The sequence below is a fragment of the Paenibacillus sp. MAHUQ-45 genome (genome assembly GCF_058133325.1).
In genome coordinates this window covers 128197-143779 of sequence record NZ_JBYUPV010000010.1, presented here as the reverse complement: position 1 = coordinate 143779, position 15583 = coordinate 128197, and the positions used below count along the sequence as shown (strand labels likewise).

Annotated in this window: 14 protein-coding genes; 12 read left to right on the top strand and 2 right to left on the bottom strand. The window is 46.0% G+C overall.

Features of this window, described 5'->3' with window-relative positions:
• The first annotated feature begins 94 nt into the window (after positions 1-94).
• Positions 95-1990 (top strand): PrkA family serine protein kinase, encoded by a 1896-nt coding sequence (locus AC3Y23_RS21065; protein ID WP_379202667.1) that lies wholly within the window; start codon positions 95-97, stop codon positions 1988-1990.
• A 109-nt stretch (positions 1991-2099) separates the two neighbouring features.
• Here the strand turns inward: AC3Y23_RS21065 and AC3Y23_RS21060 are convergent, their stop codons facing one another.
• A complete protein-coding gene (locus AC3Y23_RS21060; protein WP_379202665.1) occupies positions 2100-2825 on the bottom strand; it encodes a hypothetical protein in 726 nt (241 codons plus the stop codon).
• Positions 2826-3010: 185 nt separating this feature from the next.
• Between AC3Y23_RS21060 and AC3Y23_RS21055 the strand changes: the two genes are divergently transcribed.
• Positions 3011-3904, top strand: a complete 894-nt coding sequence (locus tag AC3Y23_RS21055; RefSeq protein WP_379202663.1) for an AraC family transcriptional regulator — start codon at positions 3011-3013, stop codon at positions 3902-3904.
• Between the two features lie 236 nt (positions 3905-4140).
• Here AC3Y23_RS21055 and AC3Y23_RS21050 read toward each other — a convergent pair whose 3' ends face one another.
• Positions 4141-5535, bottom strand: coding sequence for a SpoVR family protein (locus AC3Y23_RS21050; RefSeq protein ID WP_379202661.1), 1395 nt, complete (start codon positions 5533-5535; stop codon positions 4141-4143).
• Between the two features lie 249 nt (positions 5536-5784).
• Here AC3Y23_RS21050 and AC3Y23_RS21045 point away from each other — a divergent pair, with 249 nt between their 5' ends.
• The 10 genes from AC3Y23_RS21045 (at position 5785) to AC3Y23_RS21000 (ending at position 15506) form a co-directional block, all read left to right on the top strand.
• On the top strand, positions 5785-7446 hold the full coding sequence (locus AC3Y23_RS21045) for a DUF262 domain-containing protein (protein ID WP_379202659.1): 1662 nt from the start codon (positions 5785-5787) through the stop codon (positions 7444-7446).
• A gap of 24 nt (positions 7447-7470) precedes the next feature.
• On the top strand, positions 7471-7803 hold the full coding sequence (locus AC3Y23_RS21040; RefSeq protein ID WP_379202657.1) for a hypothetical protein: 333 nt from the start codon (positions 7471-7473) through the stop codon (positions 7801-7803).
• Between the two features lie 160 nt (positions 7804-7963).
• Positions 7964-8404: a hypothetical protein gene (locus AC3Y23_RS21035; RefSeq protein WP_379202655.1), complete on the top strand. Its 441-nt coding sequence runs from the start codon at positions 7964-7966 to the stop codon at positions 8402-8404.
• 432 nt (positions 8405-8836) lie between these two features.
• On the top strand, positions 8837-9616 hold the full coding sequence (locus AC3Y23_RS21030) for an SDR family NAD(P)-dependent oxidoreductase (RefSeq protein ID WP_379202653.1): 780 nt from the start codon (positions 8837-8839) through the stop codon (positions 9614-9616).
• Between the two features lie 637 nt (positions 9617-10253).
• Positions 10254-10973: a response regulator transcription factor gene (locus AC3Y23_RS21025; RefSeq protein ID WP_379202651.1), complete on the top strand. Its 720-nt coding sequence runs from the start codon at positions 10254-10256 to the stop codon at positions 10971-10973.
• Complete coding sequence (locus AC3Y23_RS21020; protein ID WP_379202649.1) at positions 10970-11905, top strand: sensor histidine kinase; 936 nt, start codon at positions 10970-10972, stop codon at positions 11903-11905. The genes AC3Y23_RS21025 and AC3Y23_RS21020 overlap by 4 nt, the downstream gene beginning before the upstream one ends.
• A gap of 106 nt (positions 11906-12011) precedes the next feature.
• Positions 12012-12932: an ABC transporter ATP-binding protein gene (locus AC3Y23_RS21015; protein WP_379202817.1), complete on the top strand. Its 921-nt coding sequence runs from the start codon at positions 12012-12014 to the stop codon at positions 12930-12932.
• Positions 12916-13617, top strand: a complete 702-nt coding sequence (locus AC3Y23_RS21010) for a DUF2705 family protein (RefSeq protein WP_379202647.1) — start codon at positions 12916-12918, stop codon at positions 13615-13617. The genes AC3Y23_RS21015 and AC3Y23_RS21010 overlap by 17 nt, the downstream gene beginning before the upstream one ends.
• Before the next feature lie 169 nt (positions 13618-13786).
• The gene (locus AC3Y23_RS21005) at positions 13787-14821 is read left to right on the top strand and encodes a PAS domain S-box protein (protein ID WP_379202645.1); all 1035 of its coding nucleotides are present in this window, start codon (positions 13787-13789) and stop codon (positions 14819-14821) included.
• Complete coding sequence (locus AC3Y23_RS21000; RefSeq protein ID WP_379202643.1) at positions 14814-15506, top strand: ABC transporter permease; 693 nt, start codon at positions 14814-14816, stop codon at positions 15504-15506. The genes AC3Y23_RS21005 and AC3Y23_RS21000 overlap by 8 nt, the downstream gene beginning before the upstream one ends.
• The last annotated feature ends 77 nt before the right edge of the window (positions 15507-15583 follow it).

Sequence of the window (15583 nt, the reverse complement as noted above, 5' to 3'; positions counted from 1 at the left end):
TATTCGGGGCTTGCCGCATAGGTATGTAATACACTTTTGAAAGCCATTTGGAGCCATAGAGGAGCAATAGGAGCGCAAGAGGAGGCAGCGAGCAATGGACATTTTTGAGCGTATAGCTTCGTATCGGGCTGAGAACGACCGTTTGGCGTGGAACGGCACCTTCAAGGAATATGTTGAACTGCTGAAGAAAGACCCATCTCCCGCTAAAACCGCTCACTCCCGTGTATACGACATGATCAAATCTCACGGCGTAGAGGAAATTAATGGACGCAAGAGGTATAAGTTTTTTGAACAGGAGATTTTCGGTCTGGACCGGGCCGTGGAAAAGCTGGTGGAGGAATACTTCCATTCCGCTGCGCGGCGCCTGGATGTTCGCAAACGGATTCTGCTCTTGATGGGGCCTGTCAGCGGAGGGAAATCGACACTCGTTACGCTACTCAAACGTGGCCTGGAGCAATATTCAAGAACGCCGGAAGGTGCCGTGTATGCTATTGAGGGCTGCCCGATGCATGAGGACCCGCTGCATTTGATTCCGCATGAGCTGCGTCCCGAGATTGAACGAGAGCTTGATGTGCGCATCGAGGGCAACCTGTGCCCCTCCTGCCAAATGCGACTGAAGAACGAATACGGTGGCGACATTGAGAAGGTTGGCGTAGTGCGCGTCATTTTGTCGGAGGAAGAGCGGGTGGGCATCGGTACCTTCAGTCCATCCGATCCCAAGTCGCAGGATATTGCCGATCTGACTGGCAGCATCGACTTCTCCACCATTACTGAATTCGGTTCAGAGTCCGATCCGCGCGCATATCGTTTCGACGGGGAGTTGAACAAAGCCAACCGGGGACTGATGGAATTCCAGGAGATGCTGAAATGCGATGAAAAATTCCTCTGGAACCTGCTGTCGCTGACCCAAGAGGGGAACTTCAAGGCTGGGCGGTTCGCGTTAATTAGTGCGGATGAGCTTATTGTGGCCCATACCAACGAAACGGAGTACAAATCCTTTATCTCCAATAAAAAGAATGAGGCGCTGCAGTCCCGTATGATCGTCATGCCCGTTCCGTACAACCTCAGAGTTTCTGAAGAGGAAAAAATTTATGCGAAGCTCATTTCCCAAAGCGACATGAAGCATGTGCATATTGCCCCCCATGCGCTGCGTGCCGCTGCGATATTCTCGATTCTGACCCGTCTGAAGGAGAGCAAGAAGCAGGGGATGGATCTCATCAAGAAGCTGCGGATGTATGACGGGGAAGAGGTTGAGGGCTACAAGGAAGCGGACCTGAAGGAAATGCAAACTGAGTATCAGGACGAAGGGATGTCCGGCATAGATCCACGCTATGTCATCAACCGGATCTCCAGTGCGCTGATCAAAGGTGATTTGCAGTGCATGAATGCATTGGATGTTCTGCGGGCGATCAAGGACGGCCTGGACCAGCATCCTTCCATCACCAAGGAGGAGCGGGAGCGGTATCTGAACTTTATCTCCATTGCCCGCAAGGAATACGACATTTTAGCCAAAAGCGAAGTGCAAAAGGCATTCGTCTACTCCTTCGAAGAGTCGGCCAAAACACTGTTCGAGAATTATCTCGACAACATCGAGGCCTTCTGCAACTGGTCCAAAATCCGTGATCCTCTCACCGATGAGGAGATGGAGCCGGATGAGCGGCTGATGCGCTCCATTGAAGAGCAGATCGGCATCTCCGAGAATGCCAAGAAGGCGTTCCGGGAAGAGATTCTGATTCGGATCTCCGCCTATTCCCGTAAAGGGAAGAAGTTCGAATACAACAATCATGACCGGCTGCGTGAAGCCATTGAGAAGAAGCTGTTCGCCGATCTCAAGGATATTGTCAAAATCACAACCTCCTCCAAAACCCCGGATGAGAGCCAGCTGAAACGGATCAACGAGGTGACGAGACGTCTCATCGATGAGCACAACTACTGCCCAGTATGCGCCAATGAACTGTTGCGCTATGTCGGCAGCCTGCTGAACCGCTGATGAATATATAGGTTGAACGGGAAGTAACTTAAGGGACAGCAGCTATATAATTTAAATTAAAAAGGAATATCCTGAGCCATCGCAACTGGCTTAGGATATTCCTTTTTCTTTATTCCTCTGAATCCTTGGATTCATTGATTTTGCCGCCTAGATTAAAGCCCAACTCCCCGTTGTATTTGCCAAAGTGCCCGTTGATTCCAAGGCCAGCTCCCTGACCGCCCCCAAACTGGGCTTTGGCCTGTGCCCCAACACCATTGTCTCCACCAAGGTGCAATCCGGTATTGAACCCAGCACCCTGACTTTGGCTTAAGTGCCCCTCTGCATTAGCGTTTAATCCGTACTGGCCACCCAGTTGCGCTTCAGTATTAAATCCGACGCCTTGACTGGCGCTGAGATGCGAATTCGCTTGTGCATTAATCCCGTATTTGCCCCCGGCCTGTGCCTCGGTATTGAGCCCAAAGCCTTGACTACTGTTCAGATGAGTGTTGGCCTGTGCGTGGATGCCATATTGCTCTGACCCCAGGTGACCATCTGCATACGTACCTACGCCATTGTAGTTTAGATGTCCACCGGCATTAAACCCAGCGCCATGCTTACCGCCAACGTCCGCTCCTGTTTTTACAGTAATGCCTTGCCCACTGTCCACACTTGCGTTCAATTGACCATTCACAATATGCTGCTTCGGATTCTGGTTGTCTTGGGGAGGAGGAGTTGTAATACCTTCCGAACGGTGATGAAAGTAATGAGAATAAGGGTACTGAGTGTAACGAGGTGTATATGGATAAACGGGCTGTGGATGATCTTGCCGGCTGGAATATTGGTGCCAATAATTCATGGGAATACCTCCATTTGTAAGATAATGATATCAGCCTATTCTATTCATCCTGGAACCTGAATGACACAACATAAAGCGATGAGGGTATTTTCCCAACCCCGATTTTTTTAGCAAAACAGGAACAGTCACCTTGGCAGCCAGTTGTTATAATGAAATCACCGTACGGGGAAAGGTTGGGTGAGTGCTTGAATTACAGTAAGGATATTGAGCGATGCATCGAATACATTGAACAAAATATTAAAGAAGATTTAACGGCTGAAGATATTGCCGCTGCATCCGGGTACTCGTTGTATCATTTTTGCCGGGTGTTCAGTTTGTGCAAAGAAATGACGGTAATGGAGTATGTACGGAGCCGGAGGCTGTCTTTGGCCTCAATTGAATTATTTAATGGAAGAAGGATCATAGATATCGCGCAAGATTATGGCTTTGAGACACAGAGCGGTTTTACCAAGGCGTTCCGCAAAGCTTTTGGTTACAGCCCCTCGCAGTATGCTGCGCGGATGGATGGATTTCTTCAGGATGGAACTATTTTTGAAATCGGAGGTTATTTGATGAACCCTATTATTGTAAAGAAGCCAGCTTTCAAGGTTGCCGGTTATGGAATCCAAACGAATGTGGCTGAAGGTAACTATACGAAGGATGTCGCTTCTTTCTGGAGTCAATATGAAGGAGAAAATTTGGAATCCAAAATGTACGATATTTTGAATCCGCCTAAGCATGGGGAGGTCGGGTTATGTATCCCTGCCTCTGAAAACGGAAACGCCACATATCTGCTGGGTGTGATTGTAGAAGACTTCGACCAGGTGACCGGGGATATGCTGACTGCCCAAGTTCCTGAAGCCGAATATGCTGTGTTTACTACGCCACCCGTGGATACCTCGGAGGGTAAGGATCAGAGGGATTTTGTTCAGGTGATCAAGAGCACTTGGAAGTATATTTTTGAAGACTGGTTTCCTGGGAGCAATTATATATATGATGAGGGCAAGCTGGATTTTGAGTTCTACGACGAGCGCTGTCATTCTCGGGTAGATACGGTGATGGAGATTTATGTGCCTGTGAAAGAACGATCAGAGCAATAATAATCTGCGTGCCAGATGTGGTTTGGTTAAAAGTCTAACCGACGAGGGATTGTACTTCTACGCCCCTCACAATATTTGTCTGATAGTATTCCTATTGTATCGATCGTCAAAAAGGCCCGCAACGCACAGGATAGTGCGAGCGGGCTTTTCCTATATATGCATCTTCTTGCAATTTCCGTACCGCGTGTGCCTCTCGGGGCGCGAGGTTTGGCTCAACGCGGTGGTCAAACCTTTTGTTACATAAACCGCCGCTGCACCTTTTTCCCATCATAGGTGAACAGCGCCTTCTTCTCCTCCACAACCGTCTGCAAATGCACCGTGCGGCCCCACAAGGCATAGATATGCGGGAGCGTCCGCTCCAAATATTTCAGGTCCAGCTCAATGCTCTCATAGCGATGTTCAATGTACAGCTCGCCGTTCCGCTCATAATCGGCATCCTTGATGACGAGGTAAGGGGAGCCACCGTTCACGCGAGCCAGTACCAGCTGGTCTCGGACATTTTCCCAGGCTTTGTCGGTAATTTTCCACTCAGGACCTTTCTTCTCAAAGACATAAAGATCCAGATCATTGACCAGTTCCTTGGACAGATAGCTGCGGATAAAAGAGGTGTCGGAATCCAGCTCGCGTACCTCGAAGATTTTATCGCGATCCCAGCGGCGCTCGATATCTTCGAATATTTTTAGGCCGAGGTAGTAGGGGTTCAGGCTCTGGCGGGAGGGCTGCACCACTGAGGAATTCAGCTTGGCGTATTCCACTGTTTCCTCCGACGTCAGGTCCAGCTCGCGTACGATCCGCTGATGCCAGTAGGAAGCCCAACCTTCGTTCATGATCTTTGTTTCCATCTGCGGCCAAAAATAGAGCATCTCGTCATGCAGCATCGTCATAATGTCCCGCTGCCAATCCTCGAGCGATGTGGAATATTGCTGAATGAACCAGACGATATCCTTCTCCGGCTCTGGCGGAAAAGCACGATTACTAGGTACTGGCTCCGGGGGAACTGCGTTGACCTGATCCAGTTTCCATAGTTCGTCATAAGGGTTGGCTGGAGCGTTGCTGCCGGGTGGTGTATCCTTGCGGTCTTTCATCTTCGCTTCCAGCAGATGGGTCTTACCGAGCTTGCGCGGCTGGATTAAGCTAGGATCGATATGCTCCTGGATCGCAAGTACGGAATCAATAAAGCTCTCTACGGCCTCCGTGCCGTAGGTCACCGAATAGTCGGCGATCCGGTCAGCCGTAGCCGACATACTCTCGACCATATTCCGGTTGGAGATGGAGAAGCGGGCATTGTTCTTGAAGAAATCGCAGTGGGCCAGCACGTGAGCTACAATTAGCTTGTTCTGGATGAGCGAATTGCCATCCAGCAGGAACGCATAGCACGGGTTGGAGTTGATGACCAACTCGTAGATTTTGCTTAAGCCGAAATCATATTGAGACTTCATTTTATGAAAAGTTTTTCCGAAGCTCCAATGGCCGAACCGGGTCGGCATCCCATAGGCACCGAACGTGTAAATAATATCGGCAGGACAGATCTCATACCGCATCGGATAGAAATCCAGCCCGAAGCCGGTAGCAATCTCCGTAATCTCCGCAATGGCCCTCTCTAGCGCTTTCAGTTCATCATCGCCGGGCATGAACCCATCTCTCCTTCCTTCTTCTAACGCACCGTGTACTGGCAGAGTCTAACGTAAGCTCCGCGCTTAAGCGGGAGCTGTTCTTCTTATGTATATGGGTGGAGAGATAGAAGTATGATGAGGGGGATTTCTTGGTTTCTAAGTCAAAGGTTATACGCTTGGAATTTCCAAATATGAAGGTTTTATAGGTGTATATGTCGAATATTCCCATTAATATACTACCATTGAACTAGAGAGAGGTAATTTTCATTGAAGAAAACCATTGAAGCTAATGAAATGTCGGTAATGCGTTTGTTTTCTGTTGGAAATGAACAGTTTATTGTCCCTGTGTACCAAAGAAGATATCTATGGGGCAAAGACCAATGGATGGATTTATGGAATGATATTCAGAACATAGAAGTTGGGGAAGATCACTTCCTTGGTTCTATAGTGGTTATTAATCCTCAGCATAATATTGAGTTGAATCAATTTGAAGTTGTTGACGGACAACAACGTCTGACAACGCTCTCCTTGCTCATTGCTGCTCTGCGCGACAGTTTAATTCAGAGCGGGGGTGCACAGGAATTGTCAATTGGAGAGGCTCTTCACGGATATTTGCATTGTTCTACAATGTTCAGCCAAAACCTGCCTAAACTTATACCAGGTAAGCTGGACAAGGATGATTTTGCAACGATTGTTGATCGGAAAATAAAAGAGATGACGAATTCGAATATGTATTCGGGGTATCAATTTTTTATTGATCAGTTTTCTAAACAAAATGATTTGGTGGAATTAGCAAAGACGATTATCGGCTCATTGAAAGTAGTTTTAATTCAAGTTATGTCCCATAAGGATGCATTTAGATTATTTGAAACTCTGAATGATCGGGGATTATCTCTCTCAGCAGCAGACCTGATAAAAAACTACATCTTAAGTAAAGCTGCGCGTACTTCCGAAGATGAACTTGATGATATTGTTGAAACATGGGATGAAATAGTTGAGCTTGTTGGGCAGTTGGATCATCTTCGCTTTTTTAGACAAGTATTGCTATCCAAGACTGAAGGTGTATTTTCTTTTAATAGATTATATGATCGATATAAAACCGTAGTTGATAAGTCAGATTCTATTGTAGATTTGGTAGACGATCTCAAAGAATATGCGGTTTTATATAACCAAATATGTACAGCCACTACAAAGTATCAATCTGTTAATGAAAAATTACGGGCGATCAATGCAATTGGAGTAGCGACTAGCTATACGCTCTTGTTGAAATTACTTAAAAACCAAGTGACGGAACAGCAGCTTGTAACTGTACTTACCTTGATTGAGACATTTGCATTGAGACGAGCGATCTGTAGCTGGTCGACGAATAATCTCGATCCAATCTTCAATCACTTGGCGCTAAATGCTCCGGTAGATTCTACTTGTGTAGAATTTATAAAAGGGGTGCTGACAAGGGCTGATTATATTCCATCGGACGAAGATTTCATTGCTAATTTTACAACGAAGAATTTTAGACAAGATGATCAATGTAAATACATATTGGAGCGTATTGAGGATTACCATGTAAACTTCAGTAAAGAGAAGAGTATAGCAAACCGATCTCTTGTCCATATCGAGCATATTATGCCAAAAACGATCAAATCCAGAGGTAATAAGAAAGAATACAGCGACTGGGAGTTGTATTTGGGGGTGGACAACTCAGCTTTACATGGTGTCCATGTCAATAAAATTGGGAATCTGACTCTACTGGGTTCAAGTTTGAATATTTCAGCATCCAATAACCCCTTTGAAGAAAAGAAGAAGAATTATGAGCAATCATCAATTCTAATGACCAAGCAGCTTGTTGATTATCCGAAGTGGGATATCGTCTCAATCCAAGCACGAACTGAGAAGTTAGCTGGCATTGCAGCAGAAATCTGGAGACTGTAAGTAATAGAATAGGAGATGTTATAGATGAGAGAAGAAATTGTATTATTTAAAATTCATAGAGGCCTGAGAGAACGAAATCATTATGAAGCTACGCGAAAGCATTGGAGAATGAACAAGAACCGTATCGAACACATTAAGTATGCAGTAGGTATCGACCAGGGCAAGGTCGTATGTGTTTTTGAACCCACTAGCTGGGAAGTTGTAGAAGAAGGAGAATATAAGGGGAAGCTGAAATTTGAAGGAACCGACGCAGGTCATGAGATTTTCAATAAATTGCAACTTGCCCAAGGTCAATTGTTAAAGAAATTTGGTAGGGGCAACCCAGTGGCGTACATCTCACTTTCTGAAATAGATTAAAAATGAGCTAGGTTGCTTGTGGGATAAGTGAAACACTGCTAATACTGTGAATACGTTAAAAAACTTATGAGTGAAAATTAGTGATAGTCTCAGTTGGTTGAAAAAATAATAGTTATAATATTGATATTAATCTAAATAACTCGGAGGTATTTATTTTTTTATGGAAGCCATTTCTTTATTGTTAAGTCTTATTAATTACTTTAGGGATGATAGAGAGCAGGAAAGACAAATCAACCGTAGTAAATTCTTAGCGGAAATTGAAATTAATGATTTAGTGAACGAGATTCAATTGATTATTTATGAAATCTTAAGCGAGAACGGAGAGATTGATTTAGAACTAAGTGATGGTTATCCAAATGAATATGATCTTGCTTTTAAAATAGCTAACACCCTTTATGATAAAGGGCTGTCTATTGTGAAACAAGAATACTTTACTGACTTAGATGACAAGTTGCAAACTAATCTATATCAAATGGTGAAACAAGCTCAACAAGATAAAATGTATTTAAATACTGAAGCATTTGAAAATAATGACATCGAATATGAAATGGATATTATTAATGGGGCAGTGGATTTAACTAACAATTTACGAAATAGATAATCTAAATGTTGGGTAAGCAGGCTCCTTAGCGTATCGATACGTTGGATCAATAAAGAGGCTCTTGAAGAGCATTAACTTCAAGAGCCTCTTTATTCATAATACTAATAACACGTTCGCCTGAAAGCTTTCCGGAGGAAGCTCGCATCGGAAGCACAGGCTGTCTCCGGATGTTATCCGCGAAAAGCGGTACAATTGAAAAATCTGGAGACAACAAAGACCGAAAGTCCAAACATTCTCCGCAATGACGGCCTACTCTTTGTAAGAATCTATGAAAGTAATAATTAAGAACTAAATTAATATCGATATGGAACAATTTACATATGAATTAATTCTAGAGATGTTATGATAGATAAAGGATAGATTTTCCTATACCTCCACAGGGTGTATATGGTTCAATCGTATTCTGAAAAACTAACAACGAGGTGCTTCATAATGTTCAGAGTATTTGAGGAATTCAAAGGGAAGACAGCAATTATCACAGGTGGGGGTACAGGCATTGGCAGAGCTACAGCACTGCGTTTAGCGGAGCTCGGAGCCAATGTTGTGATCGCAAGCCGGTCTGAAGCGGATGGCGTTGCGACTGTACGCGAAATTGAGGAGCTTGGAGGAAGTGCGGCATTCATCCAAACGGATGTGGCCAAGGAAGAACAAATTATTTCCCTGGTCAACCAAACCATTGAACGTTTTGGTTCGATTGACTACATGTACAACAACTCGGCGATTACAGGGGATAATGAGCTTCTTGAGGATTATAAGACCGAAACCTTCGACAGAGTGTTTGATGTCAATGTCAGAGGACAACAGCTTCTGATGAAGTATGCAGTGCCACACATGAAACCGGGCAGTGCGATCGTTAACTGTGCATCTTTGCATGGAACAATTGCTATGGCGGGGGATGTTGCTTACTCTGCAAGTAAACATGCGGTTATTGGTTTGGGTAAATCAGCAGCGGCCGAGCTTGCAGCTAAAGGAATTCGGGTGAATATTGTCGCTCCAGGACCAGTTCCTACCAAAATGATGAGACGCTATGAAGAATTGCTCACAGACGATGTAGATGCGCTTGAGCAAGCCATTGCCCAACTTCCGGTTCTGAAACGCTACGGAACGCCAGAAGAAGTAGCCAACGCGGTAGTCTTCCTTCTGAGCGACATGGCTTCGTATGTCGTTGGTCATGTGCTTATGGTTGATGGTGGTTGTTCGATAATTAGATAGTCGTCTGCAACATATAAATAAACAGGCCGCTAACAGTCATTCTTGACTGATGAGCGGCCTGTTTTTGCTACTCAGATCTAGAAGTAATTGGTATACTTTGATAAAAGAATATGAATTTCAGCTATATAAGTTGAACAAAAGATAGTAACGAAAAGCGAGAAGGAACGAAGGGAGAAGTTTGGAACTGTAGGAGCACCGCGCTCGCCTGAAAGCTTTCCGCAGGAAAGCACGCATCGGAAGCAAAGGCTGCAGCCAGATTTCAACCGCTTGAGGTGGTATATTCCCCTTCATCAGTCGTCTTAGCAGTGAAAAAGAGGGTCACCTCTTCAATTAACAGCATTTTTGCGCCTTATTTTTCTTTGAAATAGGTAAATGAGGAAAATAAGGTCATTATTGTATCTTATTTTTTGAAAAAGCACGTTAGATGGGGTGTTCTGGAAGATTTAAGGTACAATTTTGCACTTAATCTCCAAAAACCCTTAGTTGCAGAGGATTTAAGGTACGAAAATGCCGTTAATTAACTTCGATCCTTCTTAAATAAGCTCTCTTTTTTCTTAAATATGTTTGTTTTTAAATGCGCTCTACATAGAAGATTATCCAGCAATTTAATAGCTTGATTATTGGAGGCGACGATGGAATGCAGCAGCGGATCTTGCTGATCGAAGACGATGAAAGCATCAGTGAAATGGTCTCATCTTATCTTGTAAAAGAAGGTTTTGAGGTCAAGGCGGTGTATGACGGTGAGGAGGCAGAGCGCGTCTTTCGCAGCGGCGCGTATGAGCTTGTTCTGCTGGATCTCATGCTCCCCAAGCGAAGCGGGACGGATATTCTACAGACGATTCGGGCTAATAGCCTTGTCCCTGTTCTGATCATGTCTGCAAAGGACAGCGATGTAGATAAGGCACTCGGTCTGGGCTTCGGGGCGGATGACTATATCACGAAGCCCTTCTCTATGATTGAGCTAGTAGCGAGGGTGAAGGCAGCGATCCGCCGGGCGGGTTATGCCGCAGCGAGGAACGCTAGGATAGAAGCAGCGGCCCCGGCCCGGCAGATGATTAACCTGGAGGGACTGATCGTAGACCTGGATAATTTTACAACCTTAAAGAATGGGACAGAGGTGAAGCTTACGGCCAAGGAATTCCATATTCTTAAGCTTCTGGTGCAGAACCCCGGCAGAGTGTTCACCAAAGCCCAAATTTATGCCAGCGTGTGGGAGGATGAGTATTATGGCGAAGAGAATGTAATCAATGTACATATGAGAAGACTGCGGGAGAAGATTGAGGATGATCCTTCTGAGCCGGTATACATCAAGACGCTGTGGGGGATCGGATATAAGCTGGGGGCTGAGGTGCAATGATCGCCATCCTTGGCGTGGTGATTGTCATCCTGCTGCTGGTCGTTCTGTGGCAGTACCGAAAGTCGAGGACAACTGCCCGCCAGCTTGCCTATATTCATCACAAGCTGAACAGTATTCTGGATACGTGTTCACAGGAAAGGCTGCTGCTGTTCAGCCGCAACCCGGAGCTGCGTGTCCTATTGACTGATCTGAATCGTCTGCTGGACGTCAACCACAAGGCAAGTATGGAGAGGGTCCGGCTGGAGAAAGAAATGCGGAGCATGTTAGCCAATGTATCGCATGATTTGAAAACACCGCTAACGGTTGTACTGGGGTACATCGAGACCGTCCTGCATGATGAGAGTATGCCTGCCCGGGAACGGGACGTTATGCTGCATACCATACACCGCAAGGCGGAGGAAGTGATCTCCCTGATGAATACCTTTTTTGATCTGGCGAAGCTCGAAGCAGGGGATCGTGATATCCCCCTCTCCCGGATCGATGTGAACGAGGTGTGCCGGAGGAATATCCTCTCTTTCTACGATATGCTGAGCGGCCAGGGCAGCGAGGTGCAGATTGATATTCCGGACGAAGCGGTGTACATCATGGGCAATGAGGAAGCGCTGGACCGGATTCTATCCAATCTGCTGTCAAATGCAATCAACTACGGCGCTGCTGGCGGTGTGCTGGGCTTACGGCTTTTTACAAACGGGTCACAAGTGAATATAGAGGTGTGGGACCGCGGGAAAGGCATCACGGCTACTCATCAGAATCAGGTGTTCGAGCGGCTGTACACCTTGGAGGATTCGCGCAATCGAACCTATCAGGGCAGCGGACTCGGTCTGACCATTACGAAAAGATTAACCGAGCAGATGAACGGGACGATTGCATTAGTTAGCAAACCGCATGTCCGAACAGCGTTTACAGTTTCTTTTTCCCACATAGAGCGGTAACGTCCCTGAACTTAAGAATTTCGTAAGGATTGGTTAAGAAAAAAGAAGATTCCGTTATGTACAATAAGAAATATGAATGAGACGAATGACAAAGGAGACAGTGGATATGGTAACAGCCCTTCAGACACGGAATTTAACGAAGGTATACCAAGGTAAGGAAGCGGTAAGCGATGTTAATATGACCATCAAGCAGGGGGAGATTTATGGCTTTCTGGGGCCGAACGGGGCGGGGAAGACTACAGTGATGAGAATGATCACGAACCTGGTCAAGCCGACAAGCGGAGAAATTGAATTTTTCGGTGAAAAAATGACCCCCGGCTCTTATGAAATGCTGAAACGGATGGGCTGCATTATTGAGTATCCCGTATTCTATGACAAACTAAGCGCCAGGGAGAATCTAATGCTGCATGGGGAGTATATGGGCTACTATGATCCCCAATCCGCTACCGCGGCCTTGGAACTGGTAAAGCTGTCAGATATTAATAATAAGCCGGTAAAACAATTCTCGCTGGGCATGAAGCAGCGGCTCGGCATTGCCAGAGCGGTAATGACGAAGCCGGAACTGCTCATTTTAGATGAGCCGATTAATGGTCTCGACCCTGTTGGGATCAAGGAGCTGCGTGATGTATTCCGAATGTTGAGCCGGGAGTACGGAATGACCCTGCTGATCTCCAGCCATCTGCTGGGAGAAATCGAGCAGGTTGCCGATACGATCGGCGTAATCCGTGAGGGCAGGCTGATGGAAGAAGTATCGATGGAGTCCATCCGCGGCCGGAACTCGCATTATATTGAGCTGGTTACACCGGATTCCACCAAGGCGGTGTACGTACTGTCGCACCAGCTGGGCTTGAACAATTTCAAGGTAATGGACCCGGGTCTGATTCGTATTTATGATGATGGGATTACACTAAGCGATCTGAATAAGGCGCTCGTTCTCGGTGATGTCGGCGTTGAGAATCTTAGTAGAAAGCATCATTCGCTGGAAGATTATTTTATGGAACGGATCGGGGGTGAAGGAATTGCTTAAACTCATCTCGTTGGAAATCCGCAAAAATAAACTGAAGGGCATGTCCAAAGCGATAATTATCGCTAATCTGGCAGTATTGGCTATGATGGTGTTCATGCTGCTGATTGACCGGAACGAACCCTCACACGCCTTCACTACGCTTGAAAATATGTTTGACGGATTATTTATGTTACTGAGGGCGGTGTATATTGTATTTGCCGCGGTTCTGATCAGCAAGCTGGTGATTGAGGAATACAAGAACAATACAGTCACTGTACTTTTCATGTATCCCATATCGCGTAAAAAGCTGCTCGCTGCTAAGTTAATCTGCATCTTCTTGTTCACCTTAATGAACATTATCGTATCCGGACTTGTCCTGGGGGCCATTATGAATGGGATTAATCATTATACAGGCATCCTCCCGGGGGAGATGAGCTGGACGCTGCTATGGTCTGAACTTGTGAAGCTGGGAACCGGATCCTTGTATGCCGCTGGCATTGCCCTAATTCCGCTATACTTCGGGATGCTTAAGAAATCAGTTCCCGCTACCATTATTTCAGCGGTGCTTCTCTCCTCTGTCATCTCCGGGGATTTCAATCAATACCGCTTGGGTGATATGGTTGCTGTATGCATTGGCCTTAGTCTGATCGGGATTGCAATTTCCTATTTATCGATTCGCAATGTGGAAACCGAAGATATCGCCTGATCCTTTCAGGCCACTGAAATAGCCACTGTCTGATGCCAGGAGGCTATTTTTTGGCTATAATACACCTCTCTTTACTCATGAATTCGTTCAATGATCTTGTTATGATAGAGAAATAGTCTGATTTGGCGATTGATTTGAAGCTGGAGTGATCTTATAGAGAGCGGAGAGGATGCGGGTTGTGAATGAGGATAAGCATTCTATTCTGAAGCCCATGATTTCGCAAGAATATGTGTTTAAGGATTTATATGAGAACCATCCAGATCCCATCTATATCCTGGACACAGAGGGCAACTGTCTTGGGGTAAATCGTGCGGCGAGGGAAAGATCAGGGACTGAGATTGAAGGACTGAACAGCCATTCGGTGCTGGAGGCTTCAACTGCGGACTATCAGCTGGTATGCCGACAGCAGTTTGCCAAGGCGCTTCAGGGTGAATCCTCCAGCTTTGAGATGGATACGGTACGTCCTAACGGGGAGTTTCACCGGGTGGTCATCACCTTTTTACCCATTGAAGCTGAGAATGAAGTGGCTGGCGTCTACGCGATTGTCAAAGACATCACCAATTACATTGGTGTGGACGATATCCGCAGTCCCGGGCATCTCAAAGAGCTGAACGATCGGCATAGCCTGATCCTCAATTCCGTATCAGAGGGCATCTTCGGGGTGAACAAAACAGGACATACGATCTTCATCAACCCGGCGGGAATGGAGATGCTTGGTTATACGCTGGATGAATTCATCGGCATTCACAGCTTCTCGCATATCCAGCACACCCGTTCAGATGGCTCACATTACGCCCTGGAGGAATCTCCAATCAATCGGACGGTCAAAGACGGGATTACGCGTAGTATGGAGGAAGAAATCTTCTGGCGTAAGGATGGAACCAGCTTTCTAGTGAATTACCGGGTCGCTCCGATCGTGGACGAAGTAGCGATGGACACGATTCGTGGACTCAATACAGATTATATCGAACTATCGACCCCGGAGATCACCAAGGCGGTCTATGTGCTGCAGCATAAGTTGAGTCTCACGAATTTCAAGGCGATGGACGCTGGAATCATCCGCGTATATGACGAAGGTGTTTCGCAGCAGGCACTGAACAAAGCGCTCGTTCTCGGAGATGTCTATATTGCGAGCCTTAGCAGGAAGCAGCATTCGCTGGAAGATTATTTTCTGCAATTGATCGGGGGTGAGGGCATTGCTTAAATTAATATCACTGGAAATTCGTAAGTATAAATTGACAGGAACCATCAAGGGCGTGCTCATCGCGAACCCAATCATCCTGGGTTTTATGGTACTTGTACTGTTTATGGACCAGAATGAGCAGGTTCCTGCCTTCACATCATTCGGGGATGTTTTTGAAGGATTGTTCGTTTTTGTAAAAGCGGTATTCATTATCTTTGCTGCAGCTTTGCTGGGCAGACTGATTATCGAAGAATACAGAAGCAACACAATTAGCGTACTCTTCATGTATCCTATTCCACGTAAAAAGCTACTTATCGCCAAATTGGTGATCGTCTTTCTCTTCACTTTCTGTACGATTATTATTTCAGATCTGGTGTTAGGGGCCTTGTTGTTCTGGATCAATCACTTCTTCCAGATCATTCCTGGTCAACTAACCTGGATTCTGGTGAAAGACGAATTGGTGAAGCTGGGAGCAGGGGCACTCTATGCAGCAGGGATTGGACTCATTCCCTTGTACTTCGGGATGCGGAAGAAATCGATCTCAGCCACGATCATTTCGTCGGTGGTGCTTGTGACGCTGATTTCCGGCGGATTTGACCAGTCGCGCTTAGGCAATTTTGCCGCCGTTTCCATCAGCCTTGGCCTTATCGGAATCGCCATTGCGTATTTATCTATTCGTAAGATCGAAACAGAGGATATCGCTTGATGCCTTAGGCCATAGAATAGCCCCTGCACTTGTGCAGGAGGCTATTTTTGGTATAGAAAACACCTCTCTTTACTCAT